We start from the raw sequence: 19,246 nt of genomic DNA on the forward strand, positions 1-19,246 counted from the left end.
GCGAAAACCCTAGCCATGCTGATCATCGAAAACCTCCACGCCCGCGTCGAAGGCAAGGAAATCCTCAAGGGCCTCAGCCTCACCGTGAAGCCGGGCGAGGTGCACGCCATCATGGGCCCGAACGGCGCCGGCAAGTCCACCCTGGGCAACGTGCTGTCCGGGCGCGAGGGCTACGAGGTCACCGCCGGTTCGGTCAGCTTCTACGGCGTCGACCTGCTGGCGATGGAGCCGGAGGAGCGCGCCGCCGCCGGCGTGTTCCTGGCCTTCCAGTACCCGGTGGAAATCCCCGGCGTGAACAATACCTACTTCCTGCGCACCGCGCTCAACGCGCAGCGCAAGGCGCGCGGCGAGAAGGAGCTCGATTCCATGGCCTTCCTCAAGCGGGTGCGCGAGAAGCTCAAGGACATGCAGATCTCCGACGAGCTGCTGCATCGCGCCGTCAACGAAGGCTTCTCCGGCGGCGAGAAGAAGCGCAACGAGATCTTCCAGATGGCGGTGCTGGAGCCGAAGCTGGCGATCCTCGACGAGACCGACTCAGGGCTCGACATCGACGCACTCAAGCAGGTCGCCGCCGGCGTCAACGCGCAGCGCTCGCCCGAGCGCGCGGTGCTGATGATCACCCACTACCAGCGCCTGCTCGACTACATCCAGCCGGACTTCGTGCACGTGCTGGCCGATGGCCGCATCGTGGAGAGCGGCGACAAGACGCTGGCGCTCAAGCTTGAGGCGCAGGGCTACGCCTGGCTGCGCGAGGAACCGGCCGGAGCCCCGGCATGAGCCAGGCCGCGGCCCCCGTTCCGTTCGTCGAGGCGCAGCGCGAGGCGGCGTTGCCGGTCAGCGGCATCGCCTGGCTGGACGCGGCACGACGCGACAACCTCGACGCCTTCCTGGCCGCCGGCCTGCCGGACACGCGCGTGGAAGCGTTCAAGTACACCGCGCTGCGTGCGCTGGGCCAGCGCCGCTACGCCGCCGGCGATGCGGCAGCGGCCACGCGGGCGATCGATGCGGCGGCGCTGGCGCTGCCCGGCGTCGACGGTCCGCGGCTGGTGTTCGTCAACGGTGTGTTGCGCGCCGATCTGTCCTCGCTCGATGCGCTGCCTGCCGGCCTGAGCCTGCAGCCGCTCTCGCAGGCGCTGGCCAGCGACGCCGAGCCGCTGCGCTTCGCGCTGGCGCGCGCCTACCGCGATGCGGGTGACGCGTTCGCCCAGCTCAATGCGGCGTTCGCCGCCGAGGGTGTGGTGCTGCGCGTCGCAGCGGGCGCGCAGATCGAGGTGCCGGTGCACCTGTGCTTCGTCGGTGCCGCCTCGGAAGGCGACGCGATGTGGCACCTGCGCCAGGTGATCGAGCTGGGTGAGGGCGCTTCGCTCTCGCTCGTCGAGCATCATCTGGGTCATGGCGAGCACGCCCACCTGGGCACCGTGGTCACCGACATCGCGCTTGGCGAGCGGGCGCGGCTGCAGCACGTGATCCTGCAGTCGGCCGCCGAGGGCAGCACCCTGGTGCGTCGCACCGGCCTGCAGCTGCGCGCCGGTGCGCACGCCACCCTGCATGCGCTGGAACTGGGCGGCGCGCTGAGCCGCCACGAACTGCAGGCCGACGTGGCCGGCGACGGCGCGCGGCTGGAGACGCGCGGCGCCTTCGTGCTGCACGGTCGCCAGCACGCGGACACGCAGATGCTGGTGCGTCATACCGCACGCAACTCCTCGTCCGAGGCGCTGTGGCGCGGCGTCGCCGACGGCCGCGCGCGCGGCGTGTTCCGCGGCGCGATCTACGTGGCGCCGGGCGCCGACGGCACCGACGCCAGCCTCAGCAACAAGAACCTGCTGCTGTCCGCCAACGCCGAGATCGACACCAAGCCCGAGCTGGAGATCCACGCCGACGAGGTGAAGGCCGCGCACGGCGCCACCGTCGGCCAGCTCGATCCGCGCGCGCTGTTCTACCTGCGCTCGCGCGGTATCCCCGAGGCGCAGGCACGCGCCATGCTCACCGCCGCGTTCTGCCGCGCCGTGCTGGACGACCTGCCGAACGAGGCGCTGCGCGAGCACCTGTCCGACCTCGTGGCCCGGCACCTGCCGCAGGCCTGAACCTCTTCGCCACCGGATCGCCGATGAACGCCGCCACCGCCACCCCGACCGCCTTCGACGTGCAGCGCGTGCGCGCCGACTTCCCGCTGCTGTCGCGCTCGGTGCACGGCAAGCCGCTGGTGTACTTCGACAACGCCAACACCAGCCATAAGCCGGCGGCGGTGATCGAGGCGGTGGACCGCTTCTACCGCGAGTACAACGCCAACGTCTCGCGCGCCGTGCATTTCCTCGGCGAGGAGGCGACCAGCGCCTACGAGGGCGCGCGCGACAAGCTCGCCGCCTTCATCAATGCCACCTCGCGCAACGAGCTGGTGCTCACCTCCGGCACCACCCAGGCCACCAACCTGGTCGCCTACAGCTACGCGCTGCCGCGCCTCAAGCCGGGTGACGCCATCGTCACTACGGTGATGGAGCACCACGCCAACATCGTGCCGTGGCAGCTCGTCGCCCAGCGCGCCGGTGCCACGGTGAAGGCGGCGCCGATCGACGAACGCGGCGAGCTGATCGTGGAGCGCTTCGTCGACCTGCTCACCCCCGAGGTGAAGCTGGCCTGTGTCACCCATGTGTCCAACGTGCTGGGCACGGTGAACCCGGTGCGCGAGATCGCCCGCGAGTGTCGCAAGCGCGGCATCCCACTGCTGGTCGACGGTTCGCAGGCCGTGCCGCATCGCCCGGTCGACGTGCAGGCGCTGGGCTGCGATTTCTACGCGCTCACCGGCCACAAGATGCTTTCGCCCACCGGCACCGGCGCACTGTGGGCGAAGAAGGAACACCTCGCCGCGATGCCGCCATTCTTCGGAGGCGGCGAGATGATCCGCGAGGTGCGCTTCGACGGCACCACCTTCGCCGAGCCGCCGCACAAGTTCGAGGCCGGCACGCCGAACATTGCCGGCTTCGTCGGCCTGAGCGCGGCGATCGACTACTACCAGTCGCTCGGCTTCGAGGCGATCCACGCCCACGAGCAACAGCTGCTGGCCTACGCCACCGAACGCCTGCGAGAGGTGCCGGGCGTGCGCATCTTCGGCGAGGCGGCCGAGAAGGAGCCAGTGATCTCGTTCCTGGTCGAAGGCGCCCAGGCAACGGATCTGGCCACCCTGCTCGACCTGCAGGGCGTGGCCGTGCGCTCCGGCCATCACTGCGCCCATCCGTTGATGCAGTTCTACGGTGTGCCCGCCACCCTGCGCGCCTCGCTGGCGTTCTACAACACCCGTGAGGAAGTGGATGCGTTCGTCGAGGCGCTGGTGAAGGTGCGCAAGTTGTTGATGTGATGGGGCTTGCGCTCGACCAGCACGTGGCCGGTTGCTCCAGCTGCCCTTGACCTGGATAGCCCTCACCGTCATCCCGGCGGAAGCTGGGATCCAGCGCCTCCGCTTTTTGGTCCCCGCACAAGTCACTGGATCCCAGCCTCCGCTGGGATGACGAGCACGGGGCTTCCGGTATCAACGTGGCGTCCTGGCCTTGTGTGCCGAGGCGGATCCAACTGCAGCGCCACCGTGTGCGGCCTTGCCATGCCAAGCCCGCCCCGCCACCTGACCCCAATCAAGCCACCCACCCGCCGCCGCGCTACGCTGTGCCCCATCCCATGACGGTCATCCCATGCTCGCCTCGCTCCCCGCCTTCCTGCGCATCCCGCTCGCCATCGCCCTGCTGATCGTCAACACGATCTTGCACGTGCTGCCGCTGTTCGCGCTCACCTTCGTCAAGCTGCTGCTGCCGGTGCACGGCGCGCGTGTAGCGCTGTCGCGGGCCTTGGTGGCGCTGGCCGAGAGCTGGATCGGTGTCAACAGCGCGCTGTTCGACCTGTTTACCCGCACCCGCTGGCAGGTGGAGGGGCTGGAGGGCCTGAAGCGCGACGGCAACTACCTGGTGCTGTGCAACCACCAGAGCTGGGTCGACATCCCGGTGCTGCAGAAGGTGTTCAACCGCCGCATCCCGTTCCTGCGCTTCTTCCTCAAGAGCCAGCTGATCTGGGTGCCGCTGCTCGGACCGGCGTGGTGGGCGCTGGACTTCCCCTTCATGAAGCGCCACTCGCGCGAAGAACTGGCGAAGCATCCGGAACTGGCCGGCAAGGACCGCGAGACCACCCGCAAAGCCTGCGAGAAATTCCGCCACATGCCGGTGTCGGTGATGAACTTCGTCGAGGGCACGCGCTTCACCCGCGCCAAGCACGACGCCCAGGGTTCGCCGTATACGCACCTGCTGCGGCCCAAGGCCGGCGGCGTGGCCTTCGTGCTGGATGCGATGGGCGAGGGCCTGCACGCCATCGTCGACGTCACCATCGTCTACGCCCAGGGCGCCGGGTCCATGATGGATCTCATCGCCGGCCGCGTGCGCGACATCCGCGTGCACATCCGCCAGCGCGTCATCGATCCCGCCCTGCGCGGCGACTACGAGAACGATGCGGCTTTCCGCGAGCGCTTCCAGGCGTGGGTCAACGCGCTCTGGACAGAGAAGGATGCCGACGTGGGGCGATTGCTGGGCAGTTGACGCACTTATCGTGCGAAGGTCTGCGGCACGCATTGTTCGGGCGCAGGACACGCCACCTTCCTTCGCCCGACGACGGGTTCAGCGAAGCAACGCTTGCTCCGTGAGCTCCAGCGGTCGATTGCCTTGGCTGTGGCGATCACCGCGCCACCCGCACTTTCTCCAATGTCCACGTCCTGAGGCCTCCGGTCTCGTGGCGCTGCCGTTCGATGCCACGGGCCGCCTCGCCGCGAGGCAGTAGCCAAGCGGGCAAGGCATGCGTATGATGACCATCATGCGAAAGACATCTGCCAACGCCCGCGCCGCCGCCAAAGACGCCACCCATGACCGCATCGTGGGTGTCGCCGCCCGGGCGATCCGTCGCAGTGGATACGCCGGCACGGGCGTTGCGGACATCATGAAAGAGGCCGGTCTGACGCACGGCGCCTTCTACTCGCACTTCCCGTCCCGCGAGGCCATGCTGGCCGAAGCGGCGGCCGCGGCGTGCGCAGAGTCGGTGGCCAACGCCGCCGAGGTGGCCGCCAGCGCGCCGCCCGATGAAGCGCTCGACGCCATGCTCGCCGCCTATCTCTCCAAGAAACATGTCGAGCAGTTGGAAACGGGCTGCCCCCTGGCTGCGCTGGGTTCGGAGACCTCGCGCCAGGCGCCCGAGGTGCGCCGTATCGTGACGCGTCACATCAAGGCGGCCGCCGATCTTATCGCCCGCCAATCCGCGGACTGGGGCCAGCAGAGCGCGCACGAAAGGGCGCTCATGACGCTTTCCACCATGGTGGGCGCCGTCGTGCTGGCCCGCGCCGTCGATGAACCCGCTCTTTCGGACAGCCTGCGCAAGGCGGCACTCAAACACCTGACCTCCAGCGGACACTGAGCCTGGGAAGCGCCCGGCTCATTCGTTCGCTCATAAACATGATGATCATCATGCGAAAGTGCCTGAAAAAGTCTCTCAACTACCGCGGTGCGTCGCCCGGCTCGTGCCACCAGCGACGTGCCCATCCCCTACAGCCGGACGGAGCAGCGTCATGAGCAAGAACAATCAAAGCAAGAAGGTGGCCCTCGTGACCGGTGCGTCATCGGGGATTGGGCAGGCGACTGCCGAGTTGCTAGCGAGCGCGGGCTACACGGTGTACGGCACGAGTCGACGCGGCGGCTGTGCGGGCGGGCGCGCGTACGAGATGCTGACCCTGGACGTGACCAGCGATGCATCCGTCGCCGACGCTGTCGCGCAGTTGATGCAGCGGGAAGAGCGCATCGACCTGCTCGTCAACAACGCCGGCTTCGGCGTGGCTCCGGCCGGAGCCGAGGAAAGTTCGATCGAGCAGGCCCAGTCGATTTTCGACACCAACTTCTTCGGAATCGTCCGGATGACGCGCGCCGTGCTTCCGCACATGCGCAAACAGGGTGCCGGACGGATCATCAACATGGGCTCGGTACTTGGCTTGTTGCCCATGCCGTACGGAGCGCTCTACTCCGCGACGAAGCACGCGATCGAGGGCTATTCCGAATCGCTCGACCATGAACTGCGCACCCGGGGCATCCGGGTCTCGGTGGTCGAGCCTGCCTACACCAGCACGCCCTTCGACGCGAACTTCCTGCAGCCGGACGCCCAGCTCGATGCGTACCGCGAGGCACGCGTCGCTGTTGGCCGGCGCGTGCAGGAAGTGATGGCCACGGCGGATCAGCCGCGTGTCGTGGCGGAGGTCGTGCTGAAGGCCGCCAACGAGGCCAGCCCGCGACTTCGCTACACGGCGGGCCGGCTCGCCGGGCGGCTGGCGTGGCTGCGGCGATTCGCTCCCGCCGGGGTGATGGATGCAGGCATACGAAAGGATCTGCGGCTCGACGCGGCGTCGGCGGTGAGGTCATGAAAGCATTCGTCGTCGATCGCTATCAGAAGCAAGCGGCCCTGCGTCTGGCCGACGTGCCGACCCCGGAACTCCGCGACGACGAGGTCCTGGTCGAAGTGCATGCCGCCGGCGTGAACCTGCTGGACGCCAAGATCCGCAGCGGCGAGTTCAAGCTCATCCTGCCGTATCGGTTGCCGCTCATCCTCGGGCACGACGTGGCAGGCGTCGTCGTCAGGGTGGGCCGGCGCGTGCGCCAGTTCAAACCGGGTGACGAGGTCTACGCGCGGGTGGACGATTTCCGCATCGGCACGTTCGCCGAGTTCGTGCCGGTCAAGGAAGCCTCGCTCGCGCTCAAGCCCAAAGGGCTGACGATGGAAGAGGCCGCTTCCATTCCGCTGGTGGGGCTGACGGCATGGCAGGCGATGGTCGAGAGAGCGGGCCTGAAGAAAGGCCAGAAGGTCTTCATCCAGGCCGGCTCGGGCGGTGTCGGCAGTTTCGCCATCCAGCTGGCCAAGCATCTGGGTGCCACCGTCGCCACGACCACGGGCACGAGCAATGTCGAACTCGTCCGGAGTCTGGGCGCGGACGTCGTGGTCGACTACAAGTCGCAGGATTTCGAGACCGTCCTGCGCGACTACGACGTCGTGCTGAACAGCCAGGACGGCAAGACGCTCGACAAGTCGCTTCGCGTCCTCAAGCGTGGCGGCAAGCTCATCTCCATTTCCGGGCCGCCCGATCCCGAGTTCGGGCGCGAGATCGGGGCACGCGGCCCGGTGCGCCTGGTGATGCGGCTGCTGAGCTCCGGTGTGAGGCGCAGGTCGCGGCGATTGGGCGTGGGCTACTCGTTCCTCTTCATGAAGGCGAGTGGGAGCCAACTGCGCGAGATCACCCGACTCATCGACGCCGGGGCCATCCGCCCCGTGATGGATCGCGTGTTTCCGTTCGCCTCGACTAACGAGGCTCTAGCCTATGTGGAGGCCGGTCGCGCGAAGGGAAAGGTCGTCATCAAGCTGAAGTGAGCCTTCCTGTCAGGCGCCAGTGATCCGGGTGTCGGCCGGACGCCGGGCTTGTGCCCATGGGTGGCTTGGCCGCAATGAGGCGCGTGCTGCCGCCAACTCCGGCAGTCCTCAGTCACGCCGTGAGCGCAGGCGCAACGCCGCCTCTTGCCCGAGTGGCCGCGGGACACAAGCGCCAAAGCTCGCGCGAGGCGGACACCCAACCCTCACGGCTCCAGATAAAACTCGATCGGAATCAACTCCACCGCCCAGTCGCCTTCCTCCCCGATCTGTGCGGCCGGATGCATGGCGGCGATGCGCAGGGCTTCGTCATGGCTGTCCGCCTCGATGATGAACAGGCCGCCCACCACTTCTTTCGACTCAATGTACGGCCCGTCGGTGATCTGCGTCTTGCCGGCGCGCGGGCGCAGGGTGCGCCAGTTTTCGAGGTCGCCGAGCGAGGCGGAGACCCGCACCTTGCCGGTGGCGCGCATCTTCTCGTCCATGGCCGGGCACTGGCTCACGATGGCTTTCACGGCGTCGGGCGGCAGGGCGGTGAATTTCTCGGGGGTGAAGTAGGCCAGGCCGAGGTATTTCATGGGATCTCCTTTGCGGTGGGAATGCACTGACGACGAAGCGGAGAGGCGCAGATCGACAACGTGCCGAGGCAGTGTGCAGCGCTTCACGGCCAGCGTATCTGTCCGGGATCGCATGCGGGCAACCTGCAGGCCGCGTTCCAGGCCGCGGCGACTTCCGCAAGAACCTGCCACCACCGCGACCAACCACCTCACCTAAGTCGAGTTGTGCGCGCCGTGGCGCTCGTCCACAGTGAGCAGCCGTTCCGGCCCGTCCGGACGCCGCCCTCGCACCGCGCGGGCCGGCACCAGTATCGACAGCAACGCGCCCCGGCCTGGGGCGCATCGGGGAGAACCATGAAGACGCGTCGTGATTTCCTGACCCAGGCGCCGCTTGGCCTGCTGGGTGCCGTGGTGGCCGGTGGCGCGCTGGCGCAGACCGGTGAAAGCACCACGCCGCCGCCCGGTTCGCCCGGCGCGTTCAATACGGCGCCGCCGGTGGGGCCCAAGCTCACCACCGCCACCTTCGCCGAGGCGGAGAAGCTGCAGCAGGTGACGATGACCGAGGCGCAGCGCGCCATGGCCGTGGCCAACTGGCCCACCTCCATGGCCGCCCTGCTCGAGCGCCGCACCGGTCCGCGCAAGGTCGCGCTGGAAGAGGGGCTGGCACCGGCCACCACCTGGTTCCCGGCGATGGGGCGCGCGCACGTCGGTCCGGCCCACGACCGCTTCGCGCCGTCCAGGGTGGCCGCCATGCCGTTGCTGGCGAAGGACGAGGACATCGCCTTCGCCTCGGTGGCCCAGCTCGGGGCGTGGATCCACGCACGCAAACTCACCTCCACCCGCCTGACGAAGATCTACCTCGAACGCCTGAAGCGCTTCGACCCCGAGCTGCGCTGCGTGATCACGCTGTGCGAGGAGCACGCGCTGAAGCAGGCCGCGCAGGCCGACAAGGAGATTGCCGCCGGCCATTACCGCGGTCCGCTGCACGGCATTCCGTGGGGCGCCAAAGATTTGCTCGACACCGCCGGCATCCCCACCACCTACGGCGCCGAGCCGTTCAGGCACCGCGTGCCGAAGGAAGACGGCGCGGTGACCCGCAAGCTCAACGAAGCCGGTGCGGTGCTGGTGGCCAAGCTCAGCCTCGGCGCGCTGGCGCTCAACGACATCTGGTTCGGTGGCCAGACCATGAACCCGTGGCTGCCGCAGGAAGGTTCCTCCGGCTCCAGCGCCGGCCCGGCCTCGGCCACCGCGGCGGGCCTGGTGGCGTTCGCTATCGGCAGCGAGACCCAGGGCAGCATCATCAGCCCGTGCATGCGCTGCGGTACCACCGGCCTGCGTCCGACCTACGGCCGCGTGCCGCGCACCGGCGCGATGACGCTGTGCTGGACGATGGACAAGCTCGGAGCGATCACCCGCTCGGTGGAAGACACCATGCTGGTGCTCGACACCATCCGCGGCACCGATCCGGGCGATACCGCCAGCGTGGCGGCGCATTTCGACTACGACGCCAACGCCCCGATCAGGGGCCTGAAGGTCGGCTATTTCCCGGCCTGGATGAAGGAGGCGCCGGCCACCGACCTGGACCGTGCCGCGCTCGAGCAGTTGCGCGCGCTCGGCCTGGTGCCGACCGAGGTGTCTCTGCCCGACTGGCCGTACGACGATCTCAACCTGCTGCTGTTCGCCGAGTCCGCCGCCGCGTTCGAGGAGCTGACGCTCTCCGGCGACGCCGACCATATGCGCGAGCAGACGCCGGACGCCTGGCCGAACCTGTTCCGCGAATCGCGCTTCCTCTCCGCGGTGGACTTCGTGCAGGCCGATCGCATGCGCCGCCGGGTGGCGAAGGAGATGGAGCGCGTGATGGGCGAGGTGGACCTGCTGCTGGTGCCCTCGCTGCGCGACGAGATGATGGTGATCTCCAACATGACCGGCCAGCCCTCGCTGACCCTGCGCACCGGCTTCGTCGAGGTGAACCAGGTGCGCAGCGACTGGGCGCCCAATCCGGCGCACCCGCAGCCGATGTTGGCCAAGCCGCACCGCGTTCCGTATGGCGTCACCCTGGTCGGCCGCCTGTTCGAGGAAGGCACGCTTGGCCGGGTCGGCCGCGCGCTGGAGGCGAAGGTCAACGTGGCTGGCGAGCGCCCGCAGGGCTTCTGAAGCGGAGAACTTTACGCGGCGATGCGCTCGATACGGTCGACGGCTTTCCCCACACCCGATGGGCTTCTTCCAGGTCGTAGCCTGCCTGGAGCCCGAGCCAGAAACGTTCGCTCGTTCCCAGCGCAGCAGCCAGGCGCACGGCGGTATCCGCAGTGATGCCACGCTTGCCGAGCACAATCTCGTTGATGCGGCGCGGCGGTACTCCGGCGGCACGCGCCAGGAATTGCCAGATAGGAACCCCGGGCAAGTCTTTGAGACTATCGTTTACCGATATACAATAAGGCCATGATCAGGAGCTTCGCCGACAAGGACACGGCGGCCCTCGCCAATGGCGAGCGTGTACGCCGCTGGATCAACATCGAGAGCGTGGCCCGGCGCAAGCTGGCCCAACTCCATGCCGCTGCCACGCTGGACTTCATGCGAGTTCCGCCAGGCAATCGGTTGGAAGCCTTGAAGGGTGATCGCAGCGGGCAGCACAGCATCCGCATCAACGACCAGTTTCGTGTTTGCTTTGTCTGGAAGGATGGCGACGCCTTCGGCGTGGAAATCACGGATTACCATTGAAACGAGGTGACCACATGGCCCGCAAGACCCTGCTTCCACCGGTACACCCCGGCGAGATCCTGCGCGAAGAGTTCATGAAGCCGTTCGGCCTCTCAGCCAATGCGCTGGCGACTGCCATTGGCGTCACTGCCGCCCGCGTGAACGAGATCGCTAACGAGCGGCGCGGCATCACCGCCGACACCGCTCTGCGGCTGGCCGCGTACTTCGGCACGGATGCCCAAAGCTGGATGAACCTGCAGAAGAACTACGAGCTCGAATGTGCCCGACGCCAGCTCGCCGCCGAACTGAAGCACATCCGGCCGCGTGCCGCGTAATGCCGGAGACTCCCGCACCATTCCCCCATGCCGCTGTGCTGGCCCGCCTCGATACCGGTGACTTCGCGGGCCTGCCGGCGGAGTTCGTCGACACGCCGCAGAAGCGCGAGGCGCTGCACGCGCTGCTGAAAGCGAGCGAGGCCGTGCATCGCGCGGCGGTGAGCACCGCCCAGGTGGCCGATGCGCTGCGTCGCGATCAGAAGTTCGTGCGGCCCGGGCCGCCATCGCCGCACCTGGTGCGCCTGCGGCAGCAGCAGGCGGCGGCGCGGCAGGCGACGAATCAGGCGCGGCAGGCGTTCATCGTGGCGGCCGATGGGTGGGTGCGGGTGTTTGGACTAAGCGTGCCGGCGCGGAAGAGCTTGGAGGTGTTTGCTCAAGGCTGGGTCGAGGCCACTTTTCAGCGTGAGGCAAGCTAGCGAAAGTGGACTCTGCCCCTTCTTTGCCCGGAACTCTGGAGGCTTCATGACACCCCACGACTTCGTAGCGCAACTCAACGCGGCAGTCGTGGAGGAAAACCACGCTACCTACCGAGACCTGCTGCTGAACACCGACATCGATCGGGCTTCCGATCCCTACTGGCGACGCGTCCTGAGCGTCTTCCGCGACCTGTCCGCCGATCAGCGGGAGGTGCTGCTTGAGCTGACCCGCCAGGTGACCATCGATGCCACTGCCAATGTGCTCGGCGTGATCGACGGCAGCTGCCCGCTCGGCGGCGAGGAGTGCCAGTTTCGTCTGATCAGCGATGGGCGGGATCTGGCGGGTGATCTGCAGAGCTTGTTCCTGGAGCAGGCGGAGCAGAATTCGCCGTAGATATCGACTTTCGGCCCGAAGCAAACACTCGAAAGTGCACTGTGACCTGTGTTTTGACCTTCGCTGGAAATCGAACGATCGAGCCGACCTCGCCATCTGATTGGATGTTGGGATTGCGTGGCGAAGACCGGCGACTGAAGAAGATGCATGCCGGCGTCCCGGTCAGCATGGTGCCGCTTGGGGAGATGACGGCGGACAAGCCAGCTATCTCGACAACCGGAATAGTCCGGTCGACAGGTGATGGCGGGTGCACAGGTGCACGGCGTGCATGCCATGTCGGTGCGCGCTAACCGGCCAAAGCGATTGCGTACAACGCATGGATTGCGGACTGGACGATCCGATCTGTCATGCATGCCGTTTCGGCCCAGGCTTTCCGCACCTGCGTTATGCACAGGTGCTGCCTGATGCAGGTGCACATGCAAAAGCATCAGTCCGAATGGGAAAGTTCGTAATCATCAGACTAATTACGGGGTGGCACTATGACTCCCGAAAAGTCGGGTGCGCTTTCCTGGCGTGAGCCCGCGTGCGAGAAGCGGGATGCGCGATTGACGTGCTTTTCGCGGCGACAGGAGGGTGTTGCTTGCCATGACGCCGATGGGGATCGGACCACCCGTTGCACCGGGATCGCATGAGCTGGCTTGCGGACACGGTATCCACTCCGCGCGGGATGAATCTGCGTCGGGCCGTACCTCAGCCGCGATAGCCATCGCTCCCGTCTTGGCGCATGCGTGACGGGCTGGACCTGCATCGTCGCACCTGCCGGCGACGCGGTCTTGCCTTGCCTGCATCCGATAGCCGCGGCCGGCTCGTCCGCGTGGTGCCGCATCCGCTCCGCAGGTCGGCATTCGACCACGCCGCGGTATCGACAGCGCACGTGCATCGGCAGTGGATGAGCGGGGTGGCCACCGATCCGCTGGGTCCTGCCTCGAACGACAAGCGATGCCGCCCATCATCGGCAGGAGGGAATCCATGGTCAGGCTCAACCGACGAAACTTTCTGGGGGCATCGATCGGGTCGATCGCCGCAGCGCTTTCCTCCGGGATGTCGGTGCGCGCAACCGGTCGCCCTGAGCGGGGCGGCCTGGACATACCCACACGGGTACCCGGTCGCTTCGAGCCAACGGTCGAGTCGCTCAAGGCATACCAGACCCCCGAGTGGTTCCGGGACGCCAAGTTCGGCATCTGGGCGCACTGGGGGCCGCAGGCCGTGCCTCGGCAAGGCGACTGGTATGCGCGCTTCATGTACGTGCCGGGGCACCCCCACTACGACCATCACGTCAAGAACTACGGTCACCCCTCGGTAGTCGGCTACAAGGACATCATCCCGCTGTGGACCGCCGACAAGTTCGATCCCGATGCGTTGATGGAAAAATATGCCGCCGCAGGGGCGAAGTATTTCGTCTCGATGGGCGTGCACCACGACAATTTCGACCTGTGGGATTCGCGGCATCACCGCTGGAACGCCGCAGCGATGGGGCCCAAGCGCGACATCGTCGGTGCATGGAAAGCGGCGGCGACGCGGCGCGGCCTGCGCTTCGGGGTGTCCGAGCATCTCGGCGCCAGCTATTGCTGGTGGTATCCGAACCATCTGTACGACCAGTTCTGGCCGAAGCTCGGGATCGACTACGACGGTGCCGATCCTCGCTATGAAGACCTCTACCACGACAATCGCGACCAGCCCTTCCGCAACACGCCGGGCAGCTGGTACACCAGCAACCCCGACTATCAACGTACGTGGTACCGGCGGATTCGCGATCTCGTCGACCGCTACCAACCCGACCTGCTCTATTCCGACGGCGGGCTGCCGTTCGGCGCGATCGGTCGCTCGCTGGTCGCCGATCTCTACAACAGCAGCATCGCCCGCAGCGGAAAGCTGGATGCGGTCTACAACTGCAAGGATTCCGGGTCGGGCGAATTCCACAAGGAATGGGCCGTGCAGGACGTCGAGCGCGGCGTGCTGAAGGGTATCAACCCGCTGCCCTGGCAGACCGATACCTCGAACGGCGACTGGTTCTTCAACGAGAACGACCGTTACAAGACCGCGGATGAGGTCGTGACCATGCTGGCCGACATCGTCAGCAAGAACGGCAACCTGCTGCTCAACGTCGTGCTCCATGCCGACGGCAGCCTGCCGCCCGAGTCCGGGCAGTTGCTCGCCGAGCTCACCGCATGGATGGCAGTCAACGCGGAGGCCATCCACGGCACGCGGCCGTGGAAGATCGACGGCGAGGGGCCGACCGAAGCGGCTGCGGGCATGTTCAAGGAACAAGTCGCCTACACCGCCCGGGACATCCGCTTCACGACCCGGGGCGATCGCCTTTTCGCGATCACCCTCGGCGAACCGAGGGGCAGTGTCGCCATCGCCTCGCTGGCCAGCGGCAATCCTTACTCCCGACGACCGGTGCAGCACGTGCGGCTGCTCGGTCATCACGGTGCGATCGCCTTTCGGCAGGCCGCGCAGGCGCTGCTCATCGATGTCCCCGCGACGCTACCGACCCGCCACGCCAGCGTGTTCGAGATCACCTTCGCCTGAGCGCGTGCGCAGCCGCACGACGCCGGCCACTCTCCTTCGACGTGGACAACGACCGATGAATTCAAAAGAACGCGCGACTGCCCGGGTGTTGAAAGTCGCGATCGCGCTTGCACTGGGTGCCGGGTTTACCGCCACGCAGCTGGCACAGGCGCAGAGTCCGGTCGGCCATGCCAACCCGGCGGGCGAGGGGCAGTTGTTCGTCGGCACCTGTTACCAGCCGATCGACCGCAGCCCGGCGCAGATCAGGCACGACATCGCGATCATGAAGCAGGCCGGCTTCACCATGGTGCGCATGGGCGATCTCTCCTGGGACTCGTTCGAGCCGCGCGAAGGCCAGTTCGAGTTCGCGTGGTTCGACGCGATCCTGACCCAGATGCACGCCGCCGGGATCAAGGTGATCCTCGACATTCCCGGCCTGCCGGCGCCGGTCTGGCTGCATCAGAAGTACCCGGGCGTCGATATCGTCAACCAGGACGGCGTGCGGCTCCATCCAGCCACCCGTTACTGGGACGACATCAGCGACCCGGACTATCGGCGTCTGGTCCGGCAGCTCGCCGAGAAGATGCTCGCGCGCTATGCGCACAACCCGGCGGTGGTAGCGGTCGGCTACGACAACGAGGTGGGCAGCTCGCCGATGTCCTACTCGGAAGGCGATCGTGCGCGCTTTGTCGCCTGGCTCAAACAGCGCTACGGGACGATCGCGGCGCTCAACAAGGCCTGGGCCACGCAGCGCTGGTCGCGCCGGATAAACGACTGGAGCCAGGTCGAGCTGCCCTATGGCGAGGGACCGGGGCCGAACGAACGCAACCTCGACCTGCATCGCTTCTGGTCCGACGTGACCATTGCCGATCTCAGCGACCTCGACGACGTGCGCAAGCACGTCGCGCCCGATCTGCCCGCCGTCTCCAACCTGTGGCCCGACGCGCCGGCCAAGGGCTTCGATTACCTGCGTTCATGGAACCGGTATTCGACCTACGGAGCCGAGGGCTTCTACCCCGATACCCGCGACCCGCTGGGTGCCGCGTTCGACGTCATGATGATCAAGGCCGGGCATCGCACGCCGGTCTGGTTCAACGAATTCACCGCCGGTGGCGGTGGCGACTACGGCGTGCCGGGCCGCTCGCGCATGTGGGCCTATTTCGGGCTGCTCCATTACGCCCAGACGTTCCTGGCCTGGACCTTCAACTCGCACATCGGCGGCGAGGAGCAATCGCTGTTCGGCCTGCTCGACCACGACGGCCGGCCCTCGTGGAAGGTCGGCGAGTTCGCCCGGATGGCCAAGGAGTTCAAGCAGCTGCAGACGATGGGCTTCCCGCGCCGGGGCCAGCCGCAGGTCGCGATCGAGGATTCATATGAGACGGCGTGGATCACCAACCCGCCGCCCGGGCCGAACACCATGAGGCAGTACTTCACCGACAACTACAGCGACCAGCTCAAGGCCGCCTTCCAGCCCTTTTTCAAGGACAACATCGACGTGGCGGTGATCGACATCGCCCACGACCCGATCGACAACTACAAACTCGTGTTGCTGCCGGCCACCTACGTGATGGACGAGCCGACGGCGAAGGCGATCCGGCAGTATGTCGCCCGGGGTGGCACCGTCGTCATGACCGGCTATTCGGCCAAGGTCGACGAGACCGGAAAGTGGTTCGAAACGCCACTGCCGGGACGCCTGGCCGACGTCTTCGGGCTGCGCACCGATCCGTTCTATCGTTCGAAGCAGCCGATCACCCTCCGCTTCGAAGGAAAGGAACTGACCGGTTCCGCCGGCTACTACGAAGTGCTCGAGCCGAGCACGGCAAGCGTGCTGGCGAGCTTCGGAAACACCCCGCAAAAGAGCCCGGCGATCACCCTCAACCACTTTGGCAAGGGCGAGGCGATCTATCTCGCCACGGCATCGCAAGCGGCGTTCCTCGGTCCGCTGGTCCGCTCGCTCTATGCGAAGCTGGCGATCGAGCGCGGTCCCGTCACGCCCGATGGCGTCATCGCCCGTGTGGTCGACGATCGCACCGTGTACGTCAACACCACCGACGTCCCGGTGACCGTCTCCTTCGATGGCCGCAAGCGCGATGTGCTGACCGACCGCGCCCACAACGGCACGCTGGACCTGCCGGGTTATGGCGTGGCGGTGCTTCAGTAGCAGGGGGACAAGCGCGCCACCGTCCCTGTTGCGCGACGCGCCCTCGGCTGTAATGAAGCGGGGGCGGATGCGTGGGTGCGGGTGGTCGGACGGGCCGTACCGCAGCGGGTCGGTGTCGAGGCATTTGCGCAGGCTTGGTCGCGTGGAACGCGCGGGTCGGAGTGATCGCAGCGGCGGTCCCGCGGGCCGACCTTTACCCGAGGCCTGTGTCGTTAGTCCCATTGTCCGCACCTTCCCACGGGTCTAGGTTTCGCAGGAAGCACGCTCGATAGCTAACGGTTGCTGCTGTGGCCGTGGACTGCGAAGGCGTGCTCTGCGATATCGCGCCAGTCGGACGAGGAGGGAGCAGCCATGCAGGGACGTGTCATGCGAAGGGTGCTGGGGATGGCGCTGGTTGCCCTCTCGCTCGCCGGCTGCATGAGCGACGCGCGCCGTGAGATCGAGGCCGACCGCGTGAAGGCCCATGCCGAACCCCTGGATCTGAATGGCCCCAAGGGCGAGCCGGTGGCACACATCGGCACCGATGGAAGCCTGGTGCTCGGCGACGAGAAGGTCGCGCTCGATGCTACGCAGCAGGCGGCGACCCTGGCCTATCGTGACGCGGCCCTTGATGTCGTCGACGTGTCCATGATCGGTGCCGAGAAATACGTCCGGACCGCCGTGCCGCGGTTTCTGTTCGACTCCGTGTTGCACATGGGCACCGATGGCGGTGCGCGGAGCGTGGAGAAGGGCGCGAAAAAGATGGTCAGTTCGCCCCGGTTCTGCAACGCGCTGGACGTCATGCGCCAGAAGCAGGACGCCATGGTGGCGCAGGTGCCCCGGCTACGCGCCTATACCCACGTGAAGACAGCGGACGTCGCGGACTGCCGCAGCGGGCGGCTCTAGCGGGTTTTTCGGCGCCCGGGTGAGCCGAGAAACGGTTGCGACCGGAGCGCGACGCGCAGGGGGATGTCGAATTCCGCCGACACCGCCCGTCGTCCCCTCGACAGGCGACGAGCCCGATGCGGAACGTCACCTGTCGATGACCGGTCCGTATCGCCGCCCGCCACCTATTCCGAGGAACACCCCATGACCATCACCATCACCGCCTTCGAACGCTCGCCCGACGGCGGCATGGGCCTGGCCCGCGATACGCGCGTGCGCTGGGCGCTGGAGGAAGCCGGCCTGCCCTACGACGTGCGCTACGTGTCGTTCCAGGCGATGAAGGAGCCGGCGCATCTGCGGCTGCATCCGTTCGGCCAGATCCCGACCTACGAGGAGGGCGAGCTGGCGCTGTTCGAGACCGGGGCGATCGTCTTCCACATCGCCGACCGGCATGCGGGCCTGTTGCCGGAGGACGCCGACGCGCGGGCGCGCGCCGTCATGTGGATGTTCGCCGCGCTCAGCTCGATCGAGCCGTGCATCCTGGAGCTCGTCACCGCGCGGTTCCAGGAGGGCGACAAGCCGTGGACGCCGGAGCGCCTGCCGCTGGTGAAGGAGCGCATCCGCCAGCGCCTCTCCCTGCTCGCCACCCGCCTGGGCGACGCCGAGTGGCTGGACGGCGCGTTCAGCGCGGGTGACCTGATGATGGTCTCGGTGCTGCTGCGGACGCGGCCCTCCGGCCTCCTCGACGAGTTCCCCGGTCTCGCCGCCTACGTCGCGCGCGGGGAAGCGCGACCGGCCTACCAGCGCGCGTTTGCGGCCCAGCTGGAGGCCAATACCGGCAAGCGGCCGGGGGGCTGATCCGATCGGGCAGGGCAGGCCGTCCCGGTGCAAGGTCGCAGGGTTCTTGCGGCGCACAGCCCGGGCTGGAGCGGGCGACTGACGGTGGCGTGGTGCATGGCGCTTGGGGTGACCGTTGGCGTGTCTCCCTGGCCATCTATCGCATTGGGGATGCGGAGTCGGAGTGGTGACCCATGGCGATGCTCGGTGCCGTCGCCGGCCTGTGTGTATGGGCCACGTTCTGTGCGGTGGCAGATGCTCCTCTCGGCAGCAGCCCGGGTCCGCCGCGCAACGAAGCGGATGACGCCACGATCGGTGACGAACGGCACTGTGTCCTTGCCGGACCCGTCGCGATGATGGTTCTGGCTCGAATGGTCCCGCAGGCGCCTGGGCCGTTTGCCGGACATTTCTGCGGCACCCCGGAGGGAGCATGGACGACCGACGATTCGCGCGCTTGCGCGTAGCCATGACGGCGGTTGTCGCCCTGGCCGAGTGGATTTTCCTCGCCTGGCAACATTTCCACGGAGGGGTGCCCAGTCACCATTTTCTCGATCGCGCCGATATGCCGGCCATCTCGAACGGCTGGGGCGGCCTCATGTTGCCGGGAATGACCTGGTTCCTGCTGGGGCGCACGCACCGGCGCGTGGTCGCGCAGGACGCAGCCGCGACGCGGCATGCGCTGTTAGGTTTCGCTGGCGCCTTGTGTTTTGGCGTGTTGCTGTCGATCTTTTTCATGCGTGGCGACGACCGGATCACCGGCGTGATGTTCGAATCGCTGTTCCTGGTTGCGCTGGTGCTGCCGATCCACCGCGCGGAGTGCCTGCTCGGTTTCGTGCTCGGCATGGCCTACGTGTTCGGCGGGGTGCTGCCGAGCATCGTCGGCTCGGTGCTGGCGCTGATCGCGCTGGTGATCCACCGCTACATCCGCACAGGCCTGCTGTTTCTCGGGCGCATGCTGGCCGGAAGGATGCGCCGGGCCTGACGCATACGCGCGTAACGGAGCGGATCGGAGCCCGCCCCTGAAAGCTGCCTGGCGACCGCATGCGGAG

General features: G+C 67.2%; 18 protein-coding genes and 1 pseudogene. 17 read left to right on the forward strand and 2 right to left on the reverse strand.

Annotated features, from left to right (window positions below; all coding sequences use genetic code 11):
* The first annotated feature begins 15 nt into the window (after positions 1-15).
* The 7 genes from sufC (at position 16) to NC595_RS10035 (ending at position 7,428) form a co-directional block, all read left to right on the forward strand.
* Complete coding sequence (sufC, locus tag NC595_RS10005; protein ID WP_253566171.1) at positions 16-777, forward strand: Fe-S cluster assembly ATPase SufC; 762 nt, start codon at positions 16-18, stop codon at positions 775-777.
* A complete protein-coding gene (sufD, locus tag NC595_RS10010; RefSeq protein WP_253566172.1) occupies positions 774-2,084 on the forward strand; it encodes a Fe-S cluster assembly protein SufD in 1,311 nt (436 codons plus the stop codon). The genes sufC and sufD overlap by 4 nt, the downstream gene beginning before the upstream one ends.
* Positions 2,085-2,107: 23 nt before the next feature.
* Complete coding sequence (locus tag NC595_RS10015) at positions 2,108-3,352, forward strand: cysteine desulfurase (RefSeq protein WP_253566173.1); 1,245 nt, start codon at positions 2,108-2,110, stop codon at positions 3,350-3,352.
* Positions 3,353-3,680: 328 nt separating this feature from the next.
* Complete coding sequence (locus NC595_RS10020; protein WP_253566174.1) at positions 3,681-4,571, forward strand: acyltransferase; 891 nt, start codon at positions 3,681-3,683, stop codon at positions 4,569-4,571.
* 259 nt (positions 4,572-4,830) lie between these two features.
* Positions 4,831-5,436 (forward strand): TetR/AcrR family transcriptional regulator, encoded by a 606-nt coding sequence (locus NC595_RS10025; protein WP_253566175.1) that lies wholly within the window; start codon positions 4,831-4,833, stop codon positions 5,434-5,436.
* A gap of 151 nt (positions 5,437-5,587) precedes the next feature.
* A complete protein-coding gene (locus tag NC595_RS10030; protein WP_253566176.1) occupies positions 5,588-6,430 on the forward strand; it encodes an oxidoreductase in 843 nt (280 codons plus the stop codon).
* A complete protein-coding gene (locus NC595_RS10035; RefSeq protein WP_253566177.1) occupies positions 6,427-7,428 on the forward strand; it encodes an NADP-dependent oxidoreductase in 1,002 nt (333 codons plus the stop codon). Before NC595_RS10030 ends, NC595_RS10035 begins: the two co-directional genes overlap by 4 nt.
* A 203-nt stretch (positions 7,429-7,631) precedes the next feature.
* Here NC595_RS10035 and NC595_RS10040 read toward each other — a convergent pair whose 3' ends face one another.
* Positions 7,632-8,003 carry a YciI family protein gene (locus tag NC595_RS10040; protein WP_253566178.1) on the reverse strand — a complete coding sequence of 124 codons (372 nt, stop codon included), beginning with the start codon at positions 8,001-8,003 and terminating at the stop codon, positions 7,632-7,634.
* Between the two features lie 333 nt (positions 8,004-8,336).
* Here NC595_RS10040 and NC595_RS10045 point away from each other — a divergent pair, with 333 nt between their 5' ends.
* Positions 8,337-10,136, forward strand: coding sequence for an amidase (locus tag NC595_RS10045; RefSeq protein WP_253566179.1), 1,800 nt, complete (start codon positions 8,337-8,339; stop codon positions 10,134-10,136).
* A gap of 11 nt (positions 10,137-10,147) precedes the next feature.
* Here the strand turns inward: NC595_RS10045 and NC595_RS10050 are convergent.
* Positions 10,148-10,356 (reverse strand): annotated as a pseudogene (locus NC595_RS10050) (HigA family addiction module antitoxin); the annotation flags it as partial.
* A gap of 65 nt (positions 10,357-10,421) precedes the next feature.
* Here NC595_RS10050 and NC595_RS10055 point away from each other — a divergent pair.
* The 9 genes from NC595_RS10055 (at position 10,422) to NC595_RS10095 (ending at position 19,179) form a co-directional block, all read left to right on the forward strand.
* The gene (locus NC595_RS10055) at positions 10,422-10,700 is read left to right on the forward strand and encodes a type II toxin-antitoxin system RelE/ParE family toxin (RefSeq protein ID WP_253566180.1); all 279 of its coding nucleotides are present in this window, start codon (positions 10,422-10,424) and stop codon (positions 10,698-10,700) included.
* A 14-nt stretch (positions 10,701-10,714) separates the two neighbouring features.
* Positions 10,715-11,014: a HigA family addiction module antitoxin gene (locus tag NC595_RS10060; protein ID WP_253566181.1), complete on the forward strand. Its 300-nt coding sequence runs from the start codon at positions 10,715-10,717 to the stop codon at positions 11,012-11,014.
* A 35-nt stretch (positions 11,015-11,049) separates the two neighbouring features.
* Positions 11,050-11,430: a hypothetical protein gene (locus NC595_RS10065; RefSeq protein WP_253566182.1), complete on the forward strand. Its 381-nt coding sequence runs from the start codon at positions 11,050-11,052 to the stop codon at positions 11,428-11,430.
* 46 nt (positions 11,431-11,476) lie between these two features.
* Positions 11,477-11,824, forward strand: coding sequence for a hypothetical protein (locus NC595_RS10070; RefSeq protein ID WP_253566183.1), 348 nt, complete (start codon positions 11,477-11,479; stop codon positions 11,822-11,824).
* A 1,047-nt stretch (positions 11,825-12,871) separates the two neighbouring features.
* A complete protein-coding gene (locus NC595_RS10075; protein WP_253566184.1) occupies positions 12,872-14,356 on the forward strand; it encodes an alpha-L-fucosidase in 1,485 nt (494 codons plus the stop codon).
* A gap of 55 nt (positions 14,357-14,411) precedes the next feature.
* On the forward strand, positions 14,412-16,496 hold the full coding sequence (locus tag NC595_RS10080; RefSeq protein ID WP_253566185.1) for a beta-galactosidase: 2,085 nt from the start codon (positions 14,412-14,414) through the stop codon (positions 16,494-16,496).
* A 351-nt stretch (positions 16,497-16,847) separates the two neighbouring features.
* Positions 16,848-17,381, forward strand: coding sequence for a hypothetical protein (locus NC595_RS10085; RefSeq protein ID WP_253566186.1), 534 nt, complete (start codon positions 16,848-16,850; stop codon positions 17,379-17,381).
* A 183-nt stretch (positions 17,382-17,564) separates the two neighbouring features.
* Positions 17,565-18,218 (forward strand): glutathione S-transferase family protein, encoded by a 654-nt coding sequence (locus NC595_RS10090; RefSeq protein ID WP_253566187.1) that lies wholly within the window; start codon positions 17,565-17,567, stop codon positions 18,216-18,218.
* A gap of 409 nt (positions 18,219-18,627) precedes the next feature.
* Positions 18,628-19,179 (forward strand): hypothetical protein, encoded by a 552-nt coding sequence (locus tag NC595_RS10095; RefSeq protein WP_253566188.1) that lies wholly within the window; start codon positions 18,628-18,630, stop codon positions 19,177-19,179.
* Positions 19,180-19,246 lie beyond the last annotated feature (67 nt).

The organism is Dyella lutea, assembly GCF_024158035.1.
Taxonomy (GTDB): domain Bacteria; phylum Pseudomonadota; class Gammaproteobacteria; order Xanthomonadales; family Rhodanobacteraceae; genus Dyella_A; species Dyella_A lutea.

Coding starts and splice junctions, on each gene's coding strand:
- NC595_RS10095 (WP_253566188.1), top strand. CDS start 18,628: ATGGACGACCGACGATTCGCGCGCTTGCGCGTAGCCATGACGGCGGTT.
- NC595_RS10040 (WP_253566178.1), bottom strand. CDS start 8,003: ATGAAATACCTCGGCCTGGCCTACTTCACCCCCGAGAAATTCACCGCC.
- NC595_RS10035 (WP_253566177.1), top strand. CDS start 6,427: ATGAAAGCATTCGTCGTCGATCGCTATCAGAAGCAAGCGGCCCTGCGT.
- NC595_RS10085 (WP_253566186.1), top strand. CDS start 16,848: ATGCAGGGACGTGTCATGCGAAGGGTGCTGGGGATGGCGCTGGTTGCC.
- NC595_RS10055 (WP_253566180.1), top strand. CDS start 10,422: ATGATCAGGAGCTTCGCCGACAAGGACACGGCGGCCCTCGCCAATGGC.
- NC595_RS10025 (WP_253566175.1), top strand. CDS start 4,831: ATGATGACCATCATGCGAAAGACATCTGCCAACGCCCGCGCCGCCGCC.
- NC595_RS10060 (WP_253566181.1), top strand. CDS start 10,715: ATGGCCCGCAAGACCCTGCTTCCACCGGTACACCCCGGCGAGATCCTG.
- NC595_RS10070 (WP_253566183.1), top strand. CDS start 11,477: ATGACACCCCACGACTTCGTAGCGCAACTCAACGCGGCAGTCGTGGAG.
- sufD (WP_253566172.1), top strand. CDS start 774: ATGAGCCAGGCCGCGGCCCCCGTTCCGTTCGTCGAGGCGCAGCGCGAG.
- NC595_RS10080 (WP_253566185.1), top strand. CDS start 14,412: ATGAATTCAAAAGAACGCGCGACTGCCCGGGTGTTGAAAGTCGCGATC.
- NC595_RS10020 (WP_253566174.1), top strand. CDS start 3,681: ATGCTCGCCTCGCTCCCCGCCTTCCTGCGCATCCCGCTCGCCATCGCC.
- NC595_RS10030 (WP_253566176.1), top strand. CDS start 5,588: ATGAGCAAGAACAATCAAAGCAAGAAGGTGGCCCTCGTGACCGGTGCG.
- NC595_RS10090 (WP_253566187.1), top strand. CDS start 17,565: ATGACCATCACCATCACCGCCTTCGAACGCTCGCCCGACGGCGGCATG.
- NC595_RS10045 (WP_253566179.1), top strand. CDS start 8,337: ATGAAGACGCGTCGTGATTTCCTGACCCAGGCGCCGCTTGGCCTGCTG.
- NC595_RS10015 (WP_253566173.1), top strand. CDS start 2,108: ATGAACGCCGCCACCGCCACCCCGACCGCCTTCGACGTGCAGCGCGTG.
- sufC (WP_253566171.1), top strand. CDS start 16: ATGCTGATCATCGAAAACCTCCACGCCCGCGTCGAAGGCAAGGAAATC.